The organism is Pantoea piersonii, from assembly GCF_003612015.1.
Taxonomy (GTDB): Bacteria; Pseudomonadota; Gammaproteobacteria; order Enterobacterales; family Enterobacteriaceae; genus Pantoea; species Pantoea piersonii.
The window spans coordinates 228,646-248,084 of the sequence record NZ_RARB01000004.1; the positions used below are offsets into that span (position 1 = coordinate 228,646).

Annotated in this window: 17 protein-coding genes and 1 tRNA gene; 7 read left to right on the top strand and 11 right to left on the bottom strand. The window is 54.6% G+C overall.

Going from position 1 to position 19,439, the window contains the following annotated elements; all coding sequences use genetic code 11:
- Positions 1–21: 21 nt before the first annotated feature.
- The 3 genes from D7S44_RS13035 to D7S44_RS13045 all read right to left on the bottom strand — a co-directional run bounded on the left by D7S44_RS13035 (position 22) and on the right by D7S44_RS13045 (position 4,555).
- On the bottom strand, positions 22–1,302 hold the full coding sequence (locus D7S44_RS13035) for a DUF445 domain-containing protein (RefSeq protein WP_120455469.1): 1,281 nt from the start codon (positions 1,300–1,302) through the stop codon (positions 22–24).
- A gap of 41 nt (positions 1,303–1,343) precedes the next feature.
- Positions 1,344–2,846: a helicase HerA-like C-terminal domain-containing protein gene (locus tag D7S44_RS13040; protein WP_120455471.1), complete on the bottom strand. Its 1,503-nt coding sequence runs from the start codon at positions 2,844–2,846 to the stop codon at positions 1,344–1,346.
- 137 nt (positions 2,847–2,983) lie between these two features.
- A complete protein-coding gene (locus D7S44_RS13045) occupies positions 2,984–4,555 on the bottom strand; it encodes an ABC transporter substrate-binding protein (protein WP_120455473.1) in 1,572 nt (523 codons plus the stop codon).
- A gap of 583 nt (positions 4,556–5,138) precedes the next feature.
- On the opposite strand from D7S44_RS13045, the gene D7S44_RS13050 reads away from it, so the two are divergent.
- The 3 genes from D7S44_RS13050 to D7S44_RS13060 are packed head-to-tail and all read left to right on the top strand — an operon-like array spanning position 5,139 to position 8,932.
- Positions 5,139–5,867 (top strand): gluconate 2-dehydrogenase subunit 3 family protein, encoded by a 729-nt coding sequence (locus tag D7S44_RS13050; RefSeq protein WP_120455475.1) that lies wholly within the window; start codon positions 5,139–5,141, stop codon positions 5,865–5,867.
- 34 nt (positions 5,868–5,901) lie between these two features.
- Positions 5,902–7,671, top strand: coding sequence for a GMC family oxidoreductase (locus D7S44_RS13055; protein ID WP_120455477.1), 1,770 nt, complete (start codon positions 5,902–5,904; stop codon positions 7,669–7,671).
- 4 nt (positions 7,672–7,675) lie between these two features.
- Positions 7,676–8,932 (top strand): c-type cytochrome, encoded by a 1,257-nt coding sequence (locus D7S44_RS13060; protein ID WP_120455479.1) that lies wholly within the window; start codon positions 7,676–7,678, stop codon positions 8,930–8,932.
- 103 nt (positions 8,933–9,035) lie between these two features.
- Here the strand turns inward: D7S44_RS13060 and D7S44_RS13065 are convergent, their stop codons facing one another.
- From D7S44_RS13065 to D7S44_RS13085, 5 genes are all read right to left on the bottom strand, one after another.
- Positions 9,036–9,713 (bottom strand): MarC family NAAT transporter, encoded by a 678-nt coding sequence (locus D7S44_RS13065; RefSeq protein WP_120455481.1) that lies wholly within the window; start codon positions 9,711–9,713, stop codon positions 9,036–9,038.
- 33 nt (positions 9,714–9,746) lie between these two features.
- Positions 9,747–10,382, bottom strand: a complete 636-nt coding sequence (locus D7S44_RS13070) for a hypothetical protein (protein ID WP_120455483.1) — start codon at positions 10,380–10,382, stop codon at positions 9,747–9,749.
- A gap of 95 nt (positions 10,383–10,477) precedes the next feature.
- Positions 10,478–10,957, bottom strand: coding sequence for a carboxymuconolactone decarboxylase family protein (locus tag D7S44_RS13075; RefSeq protein ID WP_120455485.1), 480 nt, complete (start codon positions 10,955–10,957; stop codon positions 10,478–10,480).
- A gap of 14 nt (positions 10,958–10,971) precedes the next feature.
- Positions 10,972–11,577 carry an FMN-dependent NADH-azoreductase gene (locus tag D7S44_RS13080; protein ID WP_120455487.1) on the bottom strand — a complete coding sequence of 202 codons (606 nt, stop codon included), beginning with the start codon at positions 11,575–11,577 and terminating at the stop codon, positions 10,972–10,974.
- A gap of 11 nt (positions 11,578–11,588) precedes the next feature.
- Positions 11,589–12,014 (bottom strand): GNAT family N-acetyltransferase, encoded by a 426-nt coding sequence (locus D7S44_RS13085; RefSeq protein ID WP_120455489.1) that lies wholly within the window; start codon positions 12,012–12,014, stop codon positions 11,589–11,591.
- A gap of 95 nt (positions 12,015–12,109) precedes the next feature.
- Here D7S44_RS13085 and pdxR point away from each other — a divergent pair, with 95 nt between their 5' ends.
- Positions 12,110–13,510 (top strand): MocR-like pyridoxine biosynthesis transcription factor PdxR, encoded by a 1,401-nt coding sequence (gene pdxR, locus D7S44_RS13090; protein WP_179256421.1) that lies wholly within the window; start codon positions 12,110–12,112, stop codon positions 13,508–13,510.
- 63 nt (positions 13,511–13,573) lie between these two features.
- Here pdxR and D7S44_RS13095 read toward each other — a convergent pair whose 3' ends face one another.
- The 3 genes from D7S44_RS13095 to D7S44_RS13115 form a co-directional block, all read right to left on the bottom strand.
- Complete coding sequence (locus D7S44_RS13095; protein ID WP_120455493.1) at positions 13,574–14,095, bottom strand: YjjA family protein; 522 nt, start codon at positions 14,093–14,095, stop codon at positions 13,574–13,576.
- 660 nt (positions 14,096–14,755) lie between these two features.
- Positions 14,756–15,235, bottom strand: a complete 480-nt coding sequence (locus tag D7S44_RS13105; protein WP_120455497.1) for an Hcp family type VI secretion system effector — start codon at positions 15,233–15,235, stop codon at positions 14,756–14,758.
- A 318-nt stretch (positions 15,236–15,553) separates the two neighbouring features.
- Complete coding sequence (locus D7S44_RS13115; RefSeq protein WP_120455501.1) at positions 15,554–16,255, bottom strand: hypothetical protein; 702 nt, start codon at positions 16,253–16,255, stop codon at positions 15,554–15,556.
- A gap of 648 nt (positions 16,256–16,903) precedes the next feature.
- Here D7S44_RS13115 and D7S44_RS13120 point away from each other — a divergent pair.
- From D7S44_RS13120 to D7S44_RS13130, 3 genes are all read left to right on the top strand, one after another.
- Positions 16,904–16,988: transfer RNA gene (locus tag D7S44_RS13120), tRNA-Leu, on the top strand.
- A 163-nt stretch (positions 16,989–17,151) separates the two neighbouring features.
- Entirely contained in the window at positions 17,152–18,408 is a 1,257-nt protein-coding gene (locus tag D7S44_RS13125; RefSeq protein WP_120455503.1) for a tyrosine-type recombinase/integrase, read from the top strand.
- A gap of 127 nt (positions 18,409–18,535) precedes the next feature.
- A complete protein-coding gene (locus tag D7S44_RS13130; protein ID WP_147402103.1) occupies positions 18,536–19,438 on the top strand; it encodes a hypothetical protein in 903 nt (300 codons plus the stop codon).
- Position 19,439: the final 1 nt, after the last annotated feature.

The window sequence follows — 19,439 nt, forward strand, 5'->3', positions numbered from 1 at the left end:
TGCTCCTCTTTACCTTGCGCCTTAGCGCATCACCAGCGGCCAGAGCGCCGGAAGTTGCGACAGCAGATAGAGAATCAACCCAATGGTGCCCCCCACCAGCGTGCCGTTGATGCGGATAAACTGCAGATCCCTGCCGATATTCAGCTCAATCTGCTGCGACATCTCGTGCGCGTCCCAGCTCTTCACCGTATCGCTGATATGACGCGTCAGAAAGGCGGCGAACTCCGGCGCAACGCTGCGCGCGGCGTCCTCCAGGTGACGGTTCATCGAGGCGCGCAGCGCGTCGTCGCGCGCCAGGTTCTCGCCCAGCCACAGCGCCGCCTGACGCACCTTCTCCTGCACGCGTGAGTCGTCACTGTTGAGATCGCTCTTCAGCCAGGTGCGCAGGTCATTCCATAGCTCGCCGATATAGCGGTTCAGCGAGGCGTCCTCTTTTATCCAGTGTTTAATCTCTTCAGCGCGCGCCGCCATCTCCGGGTCGTGCTTCAGCTTCTCAATCAGCCGATCCACCGCGCGGTTAAAGCCGAGGCGCAGCTCGTGTCCCTGATCGGCCGCTACGTCATCGAGCACGGAATCCACCGCGTTGGCGACCAGCTCCGCGCTGTGCTCGCCCAGCCACTCGGTCGGCAACATTTTGGCCTTAATAGGATGTTCGCGCTTCAGCCAGCGAACGATCTGCATAGCGATAAAATCGCGCGTGGCGGGCTTATGCAGCAGACGCAGCAGCTGCTCTATCGCCGCGTCGAGCAATTCCTGATGACGGTTGTTTTTGGTAAGGCTCTCCAGCAGCACCGCGCTGGTCTGCGACAGGTCTACCTTGTCGATGGCGCGATGCACCGCGCGGCGCATAAAGGCCTGGATGCGCGCGTCGTCGGTAAGATCGAGGAAGCCGCGCATCACCTGCAGCAGATGATGGCCGATGCGATCGGCATTGCCCGGCGCGTTGAGCCACTGCGCCAGCATCTGCGCCGGATCGTGACGGCGGATCAGCGCCAGCAGCGAGTCGGTATCGAGAAATTTCTCCTGCACGAAGCGGCCAAGGTTGTCGCCGATACGCTCCTTATTACGGGGAATAATCGCCGTATGGCGCGAAATAAAAGGCACCGGCACGCGGCGAAACAGCGCCACTATGGCGAACCAGTCCGCCAGCGCGCCGACCATCGCCGCTTCAGCGATCGCCTTGATGCCGCTCACCCAGAAGTTGGGCGGCAGAAAAAGCGTGGTGATAAAGATGGCGGCGGCCAGTAGCAGCAGACCGAGCGCCAGACGTTTTGTCCGTTTGAGTTCGCGTAATTTATCCATGCTCACAGCTTAGCAGAGGCCAAACCGCTGCGGAAACCGTCTCAGCGGCGACGACCACCCAGCAGGTTGCCGAGCACGCCGCGAATAATCTGGTTGGCGATCTGCCGCGTAGCACTCTTCGCCACGCTCTGCACGATGCCGTCCCGCTTGCCGCCGCGCGGGCCGGTCGAACCGAACAGCACCTCTTTTAGCCCGCCCAGAACACCTTCATCAACCGCGACCTTATTGCCCTTCGCCTGCGGCGCACTGGCCCGCTCGCTGGCGCTTGCAACGTCCTGATGCAGCTTCTCAAACGCGGACTCGCGGTCGACAGCCTCATCATATTTGCCCGCCAGCGGCGAGTGGTTAATCAGGCCGTTGCGCTCGTCGAGGCTGACCGGACCCATGCGCGAACCGGGCGCAATCACCATGGCGCGCTCGACGACCGACGGGCTGCCTTTTTCATCCAGAAAAGAGATCAGCGCTTCGCCGGTGCCCAGCGACTGAATCGCCTCGACGGTATTTATCGCAGGGTTGGCGCGCAGGGTATCGGCGGCGCTCTTCACCGCCTTCTGATCCTTCGGCGTGAAGGCGCGCAGCGCGTGCTGTACGCGGTTGCCGAGCTGGCCGAGCACGCTGTCGGGCACATCGGCGGGATTCTGGGTGACGAACCAGACGCCGACCCCTTTCGAGCGGATCAGGCGCATGACCTGTTCCACTTTCTCCAGCAATACCGGCGGCGCATCGTTGAACAGCAGATGCGCCTCGTCAAAGAAGAAGACCATCTTCGGCTTTTCCTGGTCGCCCGCTTCCGGCAGATTCTCATAAAGCTCCGACAGCAGCCACAGCAGGCTGGTGGCATAGAGCTTCGGCTGCTGACAGAGCTTGTCCGCCGCCAGAATATTGATAAAGCCTTTGCCGTCGGCGTCGACGCGCATCCAGTCGCGGATATCGAGCATCGGCTCACCAAAGAAGTGCTCCGCGCCTTGCTGCTCCAGCGCCAGCAGCCCGCGCTGAATGGCGCCCACTGATGCGCTGTTGATATTGCCGTACTGCGTCTGGAAGCTTTTGGCGTTGTCGCCGATATACTGCGTCATGGCGCGCAGATCTTTAAAGTCGAGCAGCAACAATCCCTGATCGTCGGCGACGCGGAAGATAATCTGCAGCACGCCGCTCTGGACCTCGTTGAGGTTAAGCAGGCGCGCCAGCAGCAGCGGACCGAGGTCGGAAACGGTAGCGCGCACCGGATGGCCCTGTTCGCCGAAGATATCCCACAGCATCACTGGATTGCGCTGCGGCTGCCAGTCGGTGACGCCGATTGCCGCCAGCCGCGCCAGCAGTTTCTCGCTCGCTGCGCCTTCCGCTGCGATGCCGGTCAGATCGCCTTTCACGTCCGCCATAAAAACCGGCACGCCGATAGCGGAGAAAGATTCAGCCAGTTTCTGCAGCGTGACGGTTTTGCCGGTGCCGGTCGCGCCGGTGATCAAACCGTGGCGATTCGCCATGGCGGGCAGAAGATGCAGTTTCACATCGGGCGTCTGGGCAATAAGCAGCGGGGCAGCCATAGTTTTATTCTCTTGCAAGGGACAGTGTCTGAAGGATAGCAAGCGGGGCGGGGGAAAGAGAGAAGATTGCACTGAAACGGCTGGACGCTCTGCATGCCGCTTAAAGCGCGCGGCAGGCTGGCCGCGCGCGGCGTTGATTATTTCCGCACCGCATCCATCCGCAGCATGCTGACGCCGATGCCCTGTTTGACGTTGCTGAGGTTCTTCCGCACCGCCACCTGCTGCGCGCCCTGCAGAATAGTGACGAACGGCGAGTTCTGCTGCACCTCGGTCTGCAAATGGGTGTAGAGCGCGCGCCGCTGCGTCGCATCGCTTTCGCCCGCCGCCTTACGCGTCTCGGCGCTCAGTTCAGGGATCTCCCAGCCTACGCGCCAGGCCAGCGTTTTAGCACCGCCCGGCACGTTATAAGCGAAGGTGCTGGCGTTGGTGTTCGGATCGATATAGTCCGCGCCCCAGTAGATAAAGATTGACTGGAAATCGCGCGCGCGCATCTTGCTCCACAGCTCCGACTCCGCCACCGGCTGAATATCCAGGTTGACGTCCGCCTTCGCGAAGCTCGCCTGCAGGGCCTGCGCCACATCGATATAGGGCGGCTGATTGACCACCGTCAGGGCGATATGCGCGCCCGGCGCGATGCCGCCGCGCGTTAAAATCTCTTTGGCTTTGTCGACGTCGTAGTAGAAGGGCGTGCTGTTCAGCGCGCCGTCAAAGCCGTCCGGCAGAAAGCTCTGGTGGATGCGGTACTGACCTTTCAGCAGCTGGCTGGCGATGCTGTCGTAGTCCACCAGCCAGCGCGCCGCCTGCCACAATGCCGGATTGCCGAGTGCAGGCTGCTTCGCGTTTTTGGTATTAAAGCCGAGGTAGTAAACCAGGCTCGACGGGAAGGCGTCGATACGCACATTCGCGTCGCTCTTCAGCGCCGCAATCTGATCGGGGCCGAGCTGGTAGGCGACATCCGCATCGCCCTGCTGTACCAGCAGGCGACGCGTACTGGCATCAGCGACGCCCTTCAGCAGCACGCGCTTCAGGTGCGGCTGCGGCGCGGCGTAGGGGCTGGCCTCCAGCACCAGCGCCTGCAAAGGGACAAACTGCTTAATGGAGAAGGCGCCGCTGCCCGCCGAGTGGGTTTTCAGCCAGCCGTTGCCGGTGTCGTTATTGCTGGCGTGCTGCAGCGCGGTTTTGCTGTCGACCACCGAACTGACCGGCGCAGTCAGCAGGCGCAGCGCCAGATCCTGGCCGATCTGCGCGGGCCAGTGGATTGTCAGCTGGTGGTCGTTGGCTACCGTAAACTGGCTGTCGATATTGTCAGGCGTCCAGCCGAACTCGCCGAGAATAAACGAGGGCGCTTTGTTCAGCTTTACCGCGCGCGTCAGGGAGAAGACCACATCCTGCGCGGTCACCGGATTGCCGCTGACGAAGCGGGCGTCGGGATTAAGGTTGAAGACCAGGCTGTGCGGCGTCGCGCCCTGTTGCCAGCTGCGCGCCAGCAGCGGCGAGAGCTTCTGCGGGTCATCCTGATCCGGCTCCGCCAGCGTCTGGTAAACATTACGCAGGCTGCTGTTGCTGACCGTTTCAAAGCTCTCTGCCGGATCGAAACTGATAATGCCGTCGAGCGGCACGGCGATAATCAGCGTATCTTTCGGCGTGCTGGCCTGTACCTGAAGCGCCAGCAACAGCGCGCCTGAGATTAAAAGCAATATGCGTCGCATAGAGGACTATCCTGAGTGGTTGATAAACCTACTTTATCCGTCGCAGGGCAGAGTCAAAATGCCGCTTTGTTATGAGCTTTGCAGAAAAAAATCGTCTGCGATTGCCGCATTATTCGCCAACGGCCTGCTGCTGTTTTCGAAATAAATCGGAGAAATAGTGTGCGGGTGCGAAACAGGGGTGAGATTCAATAGCGATCACATTTTCAGCTATATTTCATTGCTGCTGTAAACAGGTGAATATATTGTTGCTAATAAGAATGACTCTCTTGTATGGAAGTATGATTTTTTTTGATTGATTATTTTCGGCAACTGTCACTTACCGTAAATAAAACTGGTGCTGCGCACAAAATATCTGGCTAAATAACCAACGATTGTGCGGTTTTAAACAAAATTTCCGCCTGTAAAGCCTGTTACCCGCCCGTAACCCTTCAGTAACACAATGATAATTTTTCACTAAAAAACATTTCAAATTGCATTTTTACATTTAGAAATATCTATATCCCTAATATTGCCGCGTAATTAACCGATAAGATTTGTGTTTAACAAATATATTACTTTTACAGCAAGTGAGAGTCGTGCCGCTATGCTTCTTGAAAAACCCACCACCAGACGAAAGTTTTTGCTCGGGTCTTTACTGGCGTTGCCGCTAAGTGACCTGGTATTAAAAGGGCTGACTGCAGCGCAGGCTGCAGAAATGGCCGCGCCGGAGCTGGCTGATTATAAACCGGGCTTTTTTAGCGCGGACGAATGGCAGTTTATTCTGGCGGCGACCGATCGCCTGATCCCGGCAGGCGGCAAAGGCAAAGCGCCAGGCGCGCTGGAAACCAACGTGCCGATCTTTATCGACCAGCAGCTGCAAACCAGCGAGTTCGGCGACGAGATCTATCTGCAGGGCCCGTTCAACGTCCATGCCGACCCAACCTTCGGCTACCAGATCCCGTTTACCCCGCAGCAGATGTACCACACCGCTATCAAGCTGGTGACGCAGTGGGTACAGACCACCTACAACAAGCCGTTCCAGCAGCTCACGCTGGAAGAGAAAGATGACGTGTTGACCAAACTCAACAAGAACGGCATCGACTTCGCCGCGCTGGGCGAACCCAATATGAAAGCGTCGCAGTTCTTCAGCCAGCTGCTCTCTGATACCAAACATGGCTATCTCGCGGATCCGATGTACGGCGGCAACAAAGGCATGAAAGCCTGGATCGCCATCGGCTTCCCCGGCGCGCGCGCCAGCTTTACCGAATGGGTGAAGCAGCACAACGTGCCTTATCCGCTGGGACCGGTCAGCCTTTTGGGTGAACGCGCTTAACGGCGTTGAATCAGGTATTTGAGACAGGATTATCATGGCACAGATTACTAAAAAAGAAGTCGACGTCGTTGTTTGCGGCCTCGGCTGGGCCGGCTCGCTGATGAGTATCGAACTGGCGCTGGCGGGCCTCGAAGTGCGCGCCTTAGAGCGCGGCGGCGAGCGCGACTACCCCGATTTCGCCTACCCGAAACCGGCTGACGAATACGCCTATAACGTACGCAACAAAGTGTTCGCCACGCCGAAAGAAGTGGCGGTCACCGTACGTTACGACACCACCCAGACCGCATTGCCGACTCGTAAATGGGGCGCGTTCGCGCCGGGCACCGGCGTGGGTGGCGCAGGCATGCACTGGACGGCGGTACTGATCCGTCCGACGCCGACCGACATCAAGCTGAAAACCTACGTGGACGAGGCCTACAAGCCGGGTATCCTGCAGGAAGATATGCGCGTGATGGACTTCCCGTTCACCTGGGATGAGATCGAGCCCTATTACTACAAGTTCGAATTGATCTGCGGCCAGTCGGGCAACACCGGCAACCTGCGCGGTCAGATTCTGGAAGGCGGCGACCCGTTTGAAGGCCCGCGCTCCGAGCCTTATCCGCTGCCGGCGCTGGAAGACACGCTGAACAACGTGATGTTTAAAGAAGCGGCGACGAAGCTGGGCTACCATCCGTTCCCGAACCCGTCGGCGTGCGTCTCCCGCGCGTGGAAAAACCCGTACGGCAACCAGATCGCGCCCTGCAACTACTGCGGCTATTGCTCCAAATATCCGTGCCTGAACTACTCCAAAGCGTCGCCGCAGACCGCGGTGATGGATGCGCTGAAGCGCATGCCGAACTTCTCCTACGAAGTGCACGCGGAAGTGGTGAAAGTGGTGCTGCACGACGACAAGAAGACCGCCAAAGGCGTGATCTACTACGACGTGGACGGCAACGAAGTGTTCCAGCCGGCGAAGATCGTCGTGCTCTCCAGCTTCCAGCTCTATAACGTGCGCCTGATGCTGCTCTCCGGCATCGGTAAGCCTTATAACCCGATTACCGAAGAGGGTGTGGTAGGGCGTAACTACGCCTTCCTGTCGAACGGCGGCGCGACCCTGTTCTTCAAAGACAAAAACTTCAACCCGTACGCCACCGCAGGCGCCACCGGCCAGATGTTCAACGACATCTCTCCGGGCAACTTCGACGGTCCTGGACTCGGCTTCCTTGGCGGTGCGAAGATCCACAGCTCGCAGGCCACCGGTACGCCAATCGCCACCTCGCTGCCGAAAGGCACGCCGAGCTGGGGCATGGGCTACAAAGAGGGGCTGGAAGAGTGGTATGGCCACTCCATGAAGATCAGCATCACCACGACCTGCCAGTCGTACCGCGATGTCTACCTGGATCTCGATCCGAACTACACCGACCACCGCGGCCAGCCGCTACTGCGCATGACCTTTAACTGGAAACAGAACGAGCTCAAGCTGCAGCAGTACCTGAAAGGCATCGTCGGCAATATCGGCAAAGAGCTGAACCCGGACAGCATGAGCATGAGCTTCCTGCCGATGGATGCCAACTTCGACCTGACCAAGTACGTCTCTACCCACAACGTGGGCGGCGCGGTAATGGGCGACAACCCGAAAACCTCTGCGCTGAACAAGTATCTGCAGAGCTGGGACGTGCATAACGTGTTTGTACCGGGCGGCAACGCTTTCCCGCAGAACTTCCAGGCGAACCCGACCGATACCATCGGCGCGATTACCCTGATGGCGGCGCAGGCGATCAAGGAACAGTATCTGAAAAACCCCGGTCCACTGGTACAGGCATAAGCATATGAAACTGAAATCATTGTTACTCGCCAACGCCGTGCTGCTGGGATGCATGGCTGCTCCTGCGCACGCGGAAGATGAGGCCCAGCTGATTAAGAAAGGCGAATACCTGTCGCGCCTCGGCGACTGTATGGCCTGTCACTCGCTCGCGGGCAAGCCGGACTATTCCGGCGGCCTGGCGATTGATTCCAACCTCGGCACCATCTATTCGACCAATATTACGCCGGACAAAGCGCACGGCATCGGCAACTACAGCGAACAACAGTTCTCTGACGCGGTGCGCAAAGGGGTGCTGCCGGACGGCTCGCGCCTCTATCCGGCGATGCCTTACCCGGACTACGCCAAAATCAGCGATGAAGATATGCACGCGCTGTATGTCTACTTTATGAAGGGCGTGAAGCCGAGCGCCGAGCAGCCGCCGGAAACCCGCCTCAGCTTCCCGTTCAGCCAGCGCTGGGGCATGCGCTTCTGGAACTGGGCCTTTACCAGCGACAAGCCGTTCCAGCCGATCGGCGGCGCCTCTGAAGAGATCAACCGCGGCGCCTATATCGTCGAGAGCCTGGGCCACTGCGGCAGCTGCCATACGCCGCGCGGCATCGGCATGAACGAGAAGGCGCTGGACAGCGGCGATGCGAAGTTCCTCGCGGGCGGTAGCCTGAACGACTGGGACGTGCCGTCGCTGCGCGGTCTGCCGCGCTGGAGCGAGCAGGAGATCGTCGATTACCTGCAGACCGGCCGCAACGATAAAGCGGCGGTAGGCGGCGAGATGAAGTCGGTGATTGAGCACAGCAGCTCGCACATGACCGACGCCGATCTCAAGGCGGTCGCGGCGTATCTGAAGTTCCTTGGCGGCAACCCGCCGCTGCAGGCTTACAACGTCCAGGCGCAGCAGAAGACTGAAGCGAAGCTGACGGCGGCGAAGAACCTGACCGAGGGCGAGCGTCTTTATATCGACAACTGCGGCGCCTGCCACTTTGTGACCGGCAAGGGCGCGCCAGGCGTCTTCCCGGAGCTGGATCAGGCGACGATTGTTAACGCCAAAGATCCGACCGGGCTGATCCACACCATTCTGGAAGGCGCGCAGCAGCCATCGACGGAGAAAGCGCCGTCAACGCTGGCGATGCCGGGCTTCGGCAAGCGCCTGAGCGACGACGAAGTAGCGCAGCTCGCGACCTTTATTCGTCAGGGCTGGAGCAACAACGCGCCAGCGGTGAGCAAGGATCAGGTTGCGGACGTGCGGAAGTCGCTGAAGCACGACTAAAGGGCACTGCGTCTTCTTTCAGACGGCTGAATAGTCTGCAAGCGGGCCTTCTTACCCGCGTTAGCACCTTACCTGCCATTTTAAGGGCGCCTCGGCGCCCTTTTTAATGAAAGTTATGCACCACTTCCAGCACGCCGTTAATCACGAACTGCACGCCCATACAGACCAGTAAAAAGCCCATCAGGCGCGAGATCGCCTCGATCCCGCCTTTCCCCACCAGCTTCATAATGCTTCCTGAACTGCGCAGCGCGATCCACAGGATCAGGCCGACCAGCAGAAAGGTGATCGGCGGCGCGGTGGCGATCACCCACGCGGGAAAATTGACGCCGCTTTTCACTGTCGAGGCGGAGCTGATGATCATCGCGATAGTGCCGGGACCGGCGGTGCTCGGCATCGCGAGCGGCACAAAGGCGATATTGACCGGCTCCTGATGCGCGTCGCTTTTCTCCAGCTCATCCTGCTTGTGCTGCGCCTCGACCGAGTGGCCAACCGGCTGCGCCGGAAACAGCATGCGAAAGCCGATAAAGGCGACAATCAGGCCGCCCGCAATACGCAGGCCGGGAATGGAGATGCCGAAGGTATTGAGCACTGCGTTGCCCGCGTACCAGGCGACCATCATAATGGCGAAAACATAGATGGAAGCCTGCAACGCCTGACGGTTGCGCTCGCTGAAGTTCATCTCGCCCGCCAGCCCGAGGAACAGCGCGACGGTAGTAAGCGGGTTGGCGAGCGGCAGCAGCACGATCAGCCCTAACCCCACAGCTTCTAATAACGCCTGCATATGCGTCCTCTTGGGTGGCGCGGTCGGGAAGGGTTAATGTTTCTGGCGCTCCATCGCTTCCAGCAGCTCCGGGAAAAAATCTTCCAGCAGCTCTGGCGTCATCAGCTCAGGATAGCGCATCAGATGTTCGCGGATGCGTTCGTTCAGCTCCGGGATCAGGCTTTGCGCGGCGGCGAGGGCGGTGATCTTTTTCTTCTTCACCAGGCGCAGCACGTCATCCGGCAGGCTGTCCTCGTCATCCTCTTCTTCCACCTCTTCCAGCGCATCCAGGTCGTCGAACATATCGAGCAGCGCCTCGATCTGCGGCGTGCGCGACACATACTCGTCTGGCTTCTCTTCCTCCAGATAGCGCAGCAGCGCGCGCACCGGCGTACCATCCGGCGTGGCGGGGGGCGAAGAGGTGAACCACTCCAGCAGCAGATGAGTGCTGACGCGATGGACGTGATAGCCGTTATCCACCAGTTCGTCGGCAAGGATATCGGCGGTGTCATGCTCAAGCAGGCAGATATGGGTGCGATTCGGCGTGAACTGTTCCAGCCACTGATAGATCTCTTCAATCACCGCATCGTCGTACTGAAAATTTTTGCTCAGATAACTGCCGTCCGGCTGATGCACGGTGGCGAAAATGAGATCGGGATCGAAGTAAATCGCAATGTTGATGCCTTTCATGCGTGCTGTCCTTTGTAGTGCAAAATCTCACTATAGCCTCAGGGCGCGCAGAAAAACATGGGGAGGCCAGCAGCCTGTGCTGCTGGCGATAAAAATTAATGCAGTTCAGCGCGATCCAGCCCGTAAGCGCTGTCGAGCGCGCCGGGCGCCATCTGCGACAGGATCTGCACGCGGTTCCAGCTGTTGATGACCGCGATGGCGAAGGTCAGCTCGCTGATCTCCACCTCTGAGAAGTGCTCGCGCAGCTCGCCGTACAGCGCCTCGCTTACGCCGTGCTCGTCGATACGCGTCAGCGCCTCGGTCAGCGCCAGCGCGGCTTTTTCACGGGCGGTAAACAGCGGTGACTCGCGCCAGATAGCGACATGATAGAGACGCAGTTCACGCTCGCCGTGCAACTTCGCCTCCTTCACGTGCATATCCAGACAGAAGGCGCAGTGGTTGAGCTGTGAGGCGCGGATATCCATCAGATGCTTCAGGGTGGTATCCAGCGACGTTTTGCGTAACGCCATTGAGATATCGCTCAGGCTTTTGGCCAGCGTCGGGACGGTTTTAAAATGATTAACGCGTGACGTCATGATCTTTTCCTTATTCACAATAAATGGTTGATGGTGTTTAACGCATTGGGCAGAGCGGTTGCGCGGCTGACGGGGTCGTGCGTGCCGTCAACGCGGATAAATTCCACATCCTCAATGCCGATGTAGGCGAGCGCGACGCGCACATAGGGCGTGAACTGGTCATCCTGCATAAAGGGGCCCTGGGCGAAGCGGCTGCCGCTGGCGACCACGCTGTAGACCTTCTTGCCCTGCACCAGCCCGACTTTGCTGCCGTCGGCGGTAAAGGCGAAGGTGCGGCCAGCGCGGGTAATATGATCGAACCAGGCTTTCAGCACCGAAGGCAGGCCGAGGTTCCACATGGGTGATGAGATAACCAGCGTGTCGCAGGCGAACAGCTGATCGACCAGCTCTTCTGAGGTTGCGATGGCGCTGCGCTGGGCGCTGGTGCGCGCTTCCGGCGGTGTAAAAAAGGCGTTGATGGTAAAAGCATCCAGATGCGGCAGCGGATGCTGTGCCAGATCCAGTACGCTCTCCTCCAGCTGCGGATGCCGGGCGCGCAGCCGCGCTACCAGATGTGCAGAGGCAGCGCGCGAGGCGGAGCCGCTGATGTCGGGGCTGACTTTTATATGCAATAGCTTCATTGATGGCTCCTTCAGACAAGCTGGCGGTAGTAGTGCAGGCCCAGAGCGAGATAGCCGACGCGGCTGTAGAACTTTTGCGCCTGGCGGTTGCTGACGGCGGTATCCAGCACCATCCGCACGCAGCCCTGTTCGCGCGCCAGCGTCGCCAGCTCGTTCAGCAGGCGTTCGCCCAGTCCCTGACTGCGCAGCGCTTCGGCGGTGACCAGATCATCCACGTAGCAAAAACGGCCGTGGATAAAGTTCTCCTGCAGGCGGTAGCCCGCCAGCGCCAGCGGCCTGCCTTCGCGGGCCAGGCCCGCCAGACGGTACCCTTGTGCCTGCTGGCGCTCTGCCTGCGCAATAAACTGCGCTTCATCTTCAAGCCTGTGGCGCAGTTCGCGCATCAGCGGGAAGCAGCGCAGCAGCTCTTCAGGCGAGGTGTAGTGTTCAATCTTCATGGCGTGTTCACGGTTGCCGGGTCGATGAAGTCATCATAGAGTGCTATGTCAGAGTAAAAAGGGTCATAAAACGTGAAAAAAGGTAGGACATAGCGGTGGGATACAGAGAGATTTACGCGCGCTATCGTCAGCAGATCCTGGCTGGCGTGCTGAAGCCAGGCGATCGCGTTCCGGCGATCCGCGTGCTTGCCAGCGAGCTGCGCGTCGCCCGCAAAACGGTCGAGGCCGCTTATGAGATCCTGACTGGCGAAGGCTACTTCGTCAGCCAGGGCGCGAAGGGCACGCGCGTTAATCCTGCGCTTACGCCTGCCGCGATCGTTAAGCAAGAGCCATTATGGCAGCCTGAGGAGAGCGATCTGCCGCAGCGCATCGCCCAGCGGGAGAGCAAAGGGGAGATGCGGCTCGGCATTCCGTCGCTGGACGCCTTCCCGCTGAAGAAGTGGCTGCTGATCGCCGGTAAAGCGGCGCGCAGCCTGCGCCCGGACGAGATGCTGATACCGCCGGTGATGGGCTATCTGCCGCTGCGCGAGGCCATTGCCAGCTACCTCAACATCTCACGCGGGCTCGACTGCCAGCCGGAGCAGATTTTTATTACCAGCGGCTATCGCGCCAACCTGCGGCTGATCCTGGCGGTGCTGGCGCAGGCGGGCGACAAGGTGCTGTTTGAAGATCCCGGCTACTTCTTCGGGCAGAAGCTGCTGAAGCGGATCGCGCCGAACCTGCACTACGTGCCGGTCGATCGCGACGGGATCAACGTCGATCATCTGCTGCGCTATCACGCCGATGCGCGCTTTGCGGTGGTGACGCCGACCCATCAGAGCCCGCTGGCGGTCACGCTGTCGCTGCCGCGCAAGCATCAGCTGCTGGCGTGGGCGCAGGAGAACAACAGCTGGATCATTGAGGATGACTATGACGGGGAGTTTCACTACACGCGCAAGGTGATCCCGGCGTTAAAAAGCCTCGATACGCACGATCGGGTGATCTATACCGGCACCTTCAGTAAAACCATTATGCCTGCGATGCGCATCGGTTATCTGGTAATGCCCAAAGCGACGCTTGCGCGCTTTCGCGAGCTGGGCGAGATTCTGGAGAACGGGCTGCCGCTGCTGCCGCAGAAAATCCTCGCGCAGTTTCTCAGCGAAGGGCACTTTTATCGCCATATTAAAAAGATGCGCATTCTCTACCAGCAGCGGCGACGCATGATGTTCGACGCATTGCAGGCCTGCTTTCCGGATCTGTTTGAGTATGAGCTGACCGACGGCGGCATGCATATCGTCGCCTTTCTGCGGCGCGGCACCCAGGATGCGGCGCTGGCGGAGGTGTGGCAGCAACATCAGCTGCGCGTGCTGCCGCTCTCCGGCTGGTATATGCAGACGCAGAAGCGCTACGGCCTGGTGATTGGCTACACCAATATTCAGTCGTATGAGCAGGCGATGGGGCTGCTGCAAAGGGTGGAAGAGGAGACGAGGGCGCTTTGGGCGCGACCTACGGGTTAGAAGGCCGTTGCGCAGGCGGTGAAGAGAGGCGCGAGGGACAGCTCGCGCCTGAACAGCGGCGGATTACATGCCGATGTATTTTTTGCCCTGCTTCAGTACGACGTCGCAGGCTTTGGTTTTCAGCTTCTCGCCCATCGGCGAGTTGCTCAGGCTTTGCAGGTTAAGCTGCTGGCCGTTGCCGGTATTGAGCAGGCCGGCGATGCCCTGCTGGTAGTCGGTGTTTTGCGTCTGCGCCGTCTGGCTGCTCAGACCGAGCTTGTCCAGCACTTGCTCTTTCACCGACTTCACATTGTTATCCACGACGTTGTGCTGCACGCAGTACTGCATTACGCCTGCGGCGTTAGTCATACTGTTAGCGCTGACCGCTTTGTCGCCGCCGTTCAGCAGGCCCGTCAGCGAGCCGAGCGAGAGTCCGCCGTTCTGCGCGGTGCTGTTGGTCGCGCTGCTGTTGCTGTTGTTCTGCTGGCTCAGTTGCGACGCCGCGCTGCTCAGCTGATCCTGCCAGCTTGCCGCCGATGCGCTGCCTGCCAGCAGCAGCGCGCTGAACCCCATCCCCAAAATAGTGCGTTGTGTGGCTTTATTCATCTCAACCTCGTTTATGTTCGGCCTGCGCGCGATGCGTTGCTGCGCCAGTTTTGCTAAGAGGAATCTGAGGTGGGAAAGTTCCGGGGAAGGGAAGAGTGTCGGGAGGAATAGGAGGATTCTGTAGGGGGAAGGGGAGCGCGCAGGTAAGACGGATTAAGGCGCCTGAGGCCAGCAAAGGCTCGATGCACGCCTGTAAGCAATGGCGCTTAGAGCTTTATCCAGCCCCGAAGATGGATATCTGTTTACCGCAGATCCTATAGGCGGGTGCTATCACAGAGGCTTTTCAGGCGTGAATGGAATGTTTTTAAAGCCAACAAGGAGAAGCCTGGCTATAGCTTTTCATGATTTGCGATAAATAATAGTGGGCAAAACGCTTTCATCTGTTAATCATATACAAGCTGGGTTAGTCATATAATCTTATTCAAAAAATCATTTATCGTATTTATCAAATCTCCCTGTGATTTTAGGTAATACAATAAAAACTACTATTATTGACACAACTGTTAAGACTAACCAGTAATCCGGGACGAATTCGAGGTAAAAGAAACCGAAAGCGACAAGGCAGGCCAGAATAATCCCTTCGTTGAAGATAAGTGACAGGAAAGTCTTAAACATAATATTGTTCTTCATGATGCCATAAAGTTTATTAAACCAGTGAGGCTAAGCGGTGGCCATATTGTTCCATGAGTCACGGTAAATGATATTTCCTTCGGTATATTTCCAGATGATCGACTCGTAGCGCAATTCTATATTTTCTAAATGTGTACTTGCCAGCCCGCCCGGACGCAGGACAGGTGAAATAGCAGAGATCTTCACGTTATCAAGGATGATATTAAAATACTCACTTTCAACGCCAGCATCGAGAGTGCGATACATTTTAATTGTGGCTTTTTTTAGGATACGGCCTTCACAGAGGGCACGAAAGAGAATGGGTGTCGTCTGGTCAAATTCCTTTTGCATAACAATGGGTGAATGTACGCGGGTGCCTGTAAGCTTTCCCCAGTGAGGATCGACAGGAATGGTGACGTTGTGAGAGAGTGATTTCAGTTCGATGGATCCGATACGGGAGGGCATCAGGCAGCTACCGACTACAGGTGAACCATTTTCATCAGTGAGCCAGAGGTGAGCAGGTGTAGACATAGTGAACTCCTTTTATTTGTTTAAGATACAAGTAAGACAATAAATTCAGTATTGAAACGAAGGATAATTTCAACGAAACTCAGCTTTAATTTTTCTAAAACAAAGGAATTACAGTTGAGTGAAAGGCTCACTTTCCTGGTGGCCACAGGAAGTAAGCTAAAAAGACCATGGCAATCCAAAAAAGCAACGTCAGCAAGATCATATAGTCAGGAAAGAAGCGGGCCGCAATAAAAAAGAATATGATTGTTGTGATGTTAGGAAACCATGACCAGAATGTAAGCTGCGCTTCAAATTTTAACATCCGTTTTAAAAATTTAATCACGATAGTCTCACTAGCTTATAGATAATATCTGCAACTTGATCATCGGCTAACCATCTATTTTGCAAGGCTCCAGCTCTTAAAAGCTTATCCTCAATCAGGAAAAACATCATTTCCAGTTCAACGATATAGAGAGCCTGATAATAATCTGGATGTATTACTTTTAAGTGATTTGCACTGTCCGCTGCTTGCTGAACGATGCCGTAAACGCCTAAAATAGATGCAGCTGCCCCAATAGTGGTTCCAGTTAAGCGGCTGAATGGAAGACTGGCATTTAATGACATAGATACAGCCATTGCTACGCCGAGTGCGAAGGTCCTGCTGGTTAGTGTACTCGCTGCGATGTGAATATTTAACTGCATCAGCATTCGCTTGATATTTTGCAATTGCCGAATATCTCTGCCTTTAAATACAACTTCAAAATATACCTCAAGCATTTCTGTAAAAATGGCTTTGTTCTTAAGGAGGTGATAGATACCTGCAATAAACCGTTGGTCTTCGGATTTTTGTTCTGTGCATTTCTCGTAAAATTCGGTCGTGAAGCAAGAACCGTAGTTTATGAGTCGCGTTTTTCCCGCGTCGATTTTCCCAACCTGATCTCTTACAGCATCGCGTACACCAGCAACAGCCCGGTCTAATGCGTTAGCCGCCAGGATGTTGTTATCCTGTAGTTGCTTTATTATTCCTTCACTATGATACATTACTTTTTCTCTTAAATAATGTGCAGTTGCTTCAGGTGAACATGAGAGCGATTTCTGTCTGACATTAAGGTTACGTAAAAATCCTTTTAGTGAAATATAAGGGAAAAAATAAAATTATTGTGAAAAAAGAAGGTTTGTGAAGGTTTGGTTATTATTTGGTTGGGTGTGATATTTTTTGCGGTTCGGTATTGTTTTGGTGGTAGATGTAAAAGATACAAGTAATGATTTTAAGCAAAAGCTTGGGAGCGGTTATCTTATTTAATTAGGATTATCGGTATAAAAGGCTTGAATGGAGCTTTAGCCGATTATGACGACTCTGTTCAGGGATTATTAGAAGGAAGAAGGTTTTCCGTGAAACGTTAAGCAACTAATGTAAAAATTTAGTCTATGTCATCAACCTTATGTCTGAACATGAGATAACCATTGAGTATCTCTTTGATAGGTCTTGTAATTCCGCATTTTGCTTTTTAGAGAAGGCCTAAAAGCAACAGTTCTAAACGCTCCTTGACCAGAAGAGGCCGTAATCATTTGAGCATTGCTCTGGCAAATGGTGCTTTTTTCAGCGCTTAGCGTGAGGGGAGGGTGATTCCTGTTGCGCCTCTGTCCTGTGCCGGTATAATCATCGACGTTTTCCGCATACCCTTCCGTGCCGGAGTGGCGAAATCGGTAGACGCAGTTGATTCAAAATCAACCGTAGAAATACGTGCCGGTTCGAGTCCGGCCTTCGGCACCAAGTACTCTTCCAAGACCATCCGAGAAATTCCAGTTATCCCTTTAAAATCAAGGTTTATAGCGATTTTTACGTCCTAAGCCGTCCGAGGTGGTCCGTTGAAATCCGGATGCTATTGGGGGCATAATTGGGGGCATCTTAACTTCGATTAGAAATGTGCCCCCAAATGAAGCTCAACGCCAGACAGGTAGAGACCGCAAAGCCAAAAGACAAAACCTATAAAATGGCCGATGGCGGTGGTTTGTATCTCGAGGTTTCGGCCAAGGGTTCTAAATACTGGCGCATGAAATACAGACGCCCCTCTGACAAAAAAGAGGATCGCCTCGCTTTTGGTGTTTGGCCTACAGTGACGCTTGCTCAGGCAAGAGCAAAGCGTGATGAAGCTAAAAAGCTGTTAGTGCAGGGTATAGATCCCAAGGCAGAGCAGAAAGAAGCAAAGGCAGAAGTCTCCGCCGCTTACTCCTTTGAAAAGATCGCCCGCGAATGGCATGCCAACAATAAACGCTGGAGTGACGATCACCGCTCACGCGTACTCCGTTATCTTGAACTCTATATTTTCCCTTACATCGGAACGGCTGACATTCGGCAGCTCAAAACCAGCCATCTTCTAGCACCAATCAAGAAAGTAGATACGGCTGGCAAACATGATGTGGCTCAGCGTCTGCAACAACGCGTAACTGCAATCATGCGCTATGCCGTGCAGAACGATTACATCGAATCTAACCCAGCCATAGACATGGCAGGAGCACTATCTACTACTAAAGCACGTCACTATCCCGCCTTACCATTTAGCCGGTTTCCTGAATTTCTTGAACGCTTGGCCGCATATCGTGGGCGTGCTATGACGCGTATTGCAGTTGAGCTTTCATTGCTAACCTTTGTCCGTTCCAGTGAGTTGCGCTTTGCCAGATGGGATGAGTTTGATTTTGAAAGAGCCCTGTGGCGTATACCTGCAAAGCGTGAAGAAATAGAAGGCGTGCGTTACTCGCATCGCGGTATGAAGATGAAAGAAGAGCACATCGTTCCGTTAAGCCGTCAGGCTCTGGTTTTACTTGACAAGTTAAAACAGCTTAGCGGTGATAACCCACGTTTGTTTCCCGGTGACCATGACCCTAAAAAAGTGATGAGCGAAAACACGGTCAATAACGCATTGCGTGCGATGGGATATGACACTAAAACTGAGATTTGTGGCCATGGCTTTAGAACCATGGCGCGTGGTGCTCTCGGCGAATCTGGATTGTGGAGTGATGATGCTATTGAAAGGCAACTCAGCCATTCCGAAAGGAATAACGTGCGTGCAGCCTACATTCATACGTCTGAGCATCTAGAAGAGCGACTGCTTATGATTCAGTGGTGGGCTGATTTTTTGGATGCAAACAAAATTGAATTTATCATGCCCTATGACTTCGCCAAAGTAATGTAACTATATGGTTTTTTTGTTTTTTTATATGAAACTTTCTTTTTGAATAAGATTAATCTTGAATGATGTCCGATAAAATGATATTGATTAAAAAAAATTATTAATTTTTATCTTGCTAATTGGCGAAATTATGGAAATTTCAAGAAACAAAGTCTGGGAAAGCAAGGAATGGGAAGCCCATGTCAATGATTTATTGAGAAATAGATATGGAGAAGATAATTATATTCCTATCCCCGATATTCATAACGGGGATGCTGGTATCGAAGGTTATTGCACTAAAGGAAATGCATTCCAATCTTATTGCCCAGATGAAGCTTGCCCAACTGATAAGCTCTATGAAAAGCAAAGAGATAAAATGACTACTGATATTGCTAAGTTCATAGAAGATAAGAACGGGTATTTAAAGAAAATTCTACAGAATACAAAAATTAGACGCTGGGTGTTAGTAGTTCCTAGACATGTATCTAAGCATCTTGTTGTACATGCTGCTAATAAAGAAAGCGAAGTCATCGCCGCAGGATTACCATATGTAGATAATGAAGATTTTAAAGTATTAATCTGGGACCGTGAAACGCTTAAAAATGAAGAGAGCGACTTAATAAATCGTGGAATGCGAATCCTGAAGATCGATATACCGGAAGTTTCTTCAGAAGAAATCGAATCATTAAAACAAAGTGAGAGTGAGTTTGTTAATAATATTTCTCGGAAGCTTAGAAAGCTAAGAGATAATGATACTCAAGTTACCAATGCGGCAAGCCAACTGCTTAATAACATAGTTAGTTATAAAAATACAATGACGGATTTAAAGGAAAATTATCCTTCATTACATGAAGAAATTACTAAAGGCATCTTTAATCGAGAGCAAGAGCTGGACTTAGATGTTTTTAGCACAGATATAACACCTCCACTGAAGCAAATAGAGCTATTAAAAAATAACCTTTCAGAAACTAGCAACCTTCATAAAGATAATTTAAAATGTATAGCTACAGGTGTCGTCGGTGACTGGCTCATGCGTTGCAATTTGGATTTCTAAT